The sequence below is a fragment of the Streptomyces sp. NPDC093801 genome (genome assembly GCF_040701585.1).
Taxonomy (GTDB): Bacteria; Actinomycetota; Actinomycetes; order Streptomycetales; family Streptomycetaceae; genus Streptomyces.
In genome coordinates this window covers 1-2,336 of record NZ_JBFBDP010000107.1, presented here as the reverse complement: position 1 = coordinate 2,336, position 2,336 = coordinate 1, and the positions used below count along the sequence as shown (strand labels likewise).

Here is a 2,336-nt window from a genome sequence, read left to right as displayed (position 1 = left end):
GTCCTACCGAGATCGAGAAGCATCACGTCGTGCAGGGATGCCCCGGCCCAGGGGAGTGCATCACCGACCTTGCGGTAGCCCCAGGCGCGGTACGCGGCCACAGCCGCTTCGTTGTCCGGGTGGACGTTCAGAAGGACGCGCTCGGCGTCGACGGAGGCGAGCAGCGTTTCGTGCAGGCGCATGGCGATGCCCTGTCGGCGCCAGGCGGCGCGTACGGCGAGTTCCATGAGACCGAAGGTGCGGCGGCCGTCCTCGCGGCGCATGTCCTCGGGTACGGGTTTCGTCAGCTGGTCCCACCAGTCCGTCTGCGGGCCGATTAGGTACCCATAGGCCATGCCGACCGGCTCGCCGCTTTCAGCCGTCGCCAAGGCTGCGACGAACGTGCTCTTGCGGGTGTGGCCCCGGAAACGGCGGAAGGCGGCAGACACCTCCGCCTCGGTTTCGTCATAGGGCGGTTCGGCGAACGCCTCGGCGTAAACCAGGCGGAAGGCATCCTGGGCGCGTGCTGCCGCCGGCCCGTCGAGCCGTACGACGCTGATCTGTGCTGGTTGACTCACTCCGGGTCCTTTCGGACGGTTTCACGGATCCGCGCCACGCAGTCGCCGGCAGTGCGGCTGACGATCGGGGCTGCCGACCTTTCGAACGCACGCACCTTGCCCAGCAAGCGGGGGGACGCGATTCCACCCCACGTATCCAGTACGCCGTCTACCTCGGCGCACGCCTCCTCAACCTCTCCGGCCGCGAGCAAGGCGCCGGCGAGCCGCACCCGGTAGGAGGCTCCGTTCCTCGCCAGACCGCCGGTGATGCCACGCACGGCGGCCCGTAGGAAGGGAACCGCCCGCCGTGGCTGGCCGGCTCGCAGGTACATATCGGCAGTTGCGTAATCGACTTCGAACGGGCCGACGAACTTGGCCCAGTCGGGCACTTCATCATCGGAGTCCACGTGCCCCTGATACTGAACGGCGCGGCTGAGAGCCCTGCGTGCACTTGGCAGGTCTCCCGAGTGGATCGCCACGTTGGCACTTCGTAGAGCGATCACGAGATGGACGGTCGCGCCCACCTGGGCTCGGGCAGCAAGTCGGTAGGCGCTCTCCACAGCGCTCGACGCCTCCCACGTTCGATCTGCCTTGATCGCCAGCAGGACGAGCGTCTCCAGCACGGAAATCTGGAGGAGGGGGTCATCGACAAGCTGAGCAGCGGCCAGGGCTTCCATACATGCGGACCTGCCCTCGCCGATGCGACCGCCGTCATAGCCGTACCAGGCCCGATGGCCGTGCAATTCGGCAAGCATCGTGTGCAGTTCACGGCTCACTGCCGAGGTGTACGACCCGTTCCGCAGGACCCTGGTGATGTCCGCCTCGATGGAAGCGGCCTGGATTGCCGCCGGCACGCTCCCCTTGGTGTGGTCCGTCCGATAGAGCCCTTCCAGCCGCTCTCGCAAGCATCCAAGCTCGATTCTGCCCACGCGCGGCCCCGACGCCGCAGGTATGAGCGTGGCCGCAACGAGGGCGCCCGCGTCCGCGACGAAGGTTCTCCTCTTCACCTTCCCAGAGTCGCTGATTGGCGCAGAAACCGTCACACGATGCCGAGGAACCTCAAACCCCATCTCGGCAAGGGGGACGCCGAACATCGCTTCCAGGACGATCTGTTGACCCGGGTGGGGCAGAGGCGGTGGGGATTCGTTCTCCCAGCGCCGTAACTGGCGGACACTCACTGCAGCCGCAATACCGAGTCGCGCCGCCTCCGTACTGAATGCCGAAACGAACGACGCTTGTGTGTATCCCGCAGCCTGACGTAACGGGACCAGCCTCTTCACCAGCGCGCTCACCATCCGTGCATCGTCCGTGACGATTCCAGGATAGGGCGACTCGATGACGGTGAGGGGAAACGTCCGCCTGAACGTCCGCTCCCGTAGCGGCCGTGGCACCTTCCTGGGCGCTGGACTTGGGCCCACGCCACTACGCCGAGAGGCAGGACTATCCGTGACCACGAGCGATGAGCGAGCAGCCCAAGAGAACCCCTGGCCAAGGCCGGAACGCAGGTTCGAGCTCAGCCAGGAACTGCTGGACCGTGCCCACGTCGGGTGGGAACTCTTCCTCGACACCTTCGAGGGGGCCTTCGATGACTGACCGATACGAGTACGTCCCCCATCGGCTCCTCCGCCGCCGCGTCCGCGACATCGCCTCAGGCGTCGAGGGTGAGCTGATGGCCGTCGTCAACGAGAACGTCTCGGATTCCGCCGACTACGAGCGCTGGGTGGAACTGGCCTACATCCGGGGCGCATCCGGCCGCGAGTTCACCACGGCCGTCGCAAATGTCCAGCCCGCCTATGACCA

4 protein-coding genes are annotated in these 2,336 nt (G+C 66.5%); 2 read left to right on the top strand and 2 right to left on the bottom strand.

Annotation, left to right across the window (positions count from 1 at the left end; genetic code table 11):
* Positions 1-557: GNAT family N-acetyltransferase (locus tag AB0469_RS41060; protein ID WP_366456718.1), on the bottom strand; the 557-nt coding region annotated here is incomplete at its 3' end.
* A complete protein-coding gene (locus tag AB0469_RS41055) occupies positions 554-1,831 on the bottom strand; it encodes a hypothetical protein (protein ID WP_366456717.1) in 1,278 nt (425 codons plus the stop codon). The genes AB0469_RS41060 and AB0469_RS41055, both read right to left, overlap by 4 nt.
* A gap of 151 nt (positions 1,832-1,982) precedes the next feature.
* On the opposite strand from AB0469_RS41055, the gene AB0469_RS41050 reads away from it, so the two are divergent.
* Together AB0469_RS41050 and AB0469_RS41045 are read left to right on the top strand one after the other, a co-directional pair.
* The gene (locus AB0469_RS41050; RefSeq protein WP_366456716.1) at positions 1,983-2,129 is read left to right on the top strand and encodes a hypothetical protein; all 147 of its coding nucleotides are present in this window, start codon (positions 1,983-1,985) and stop codon (positions 2,127-2,129) included.
* Positions 2,122-2,336: hypothetical protein (locus AB0469_RS41045; protein WP_366456715.1), on the top strand; the 215-nt coding region annotated here is incomplete at its 3' end. The genes AB0469_RS41050 and AB0469_RS41045, both read left to right, overlap by 8 nt.

Excerpts from the sequence above, each read along its gene's own strand:
- AB0469_RS41055 (WP_366456717.1), bottom strand. The coding sequence starts at position 1,831 with ATGGTGAGCGCGCTGGTGAAGAGGCTGGTCCCGTTACGTCAGGCTGCG.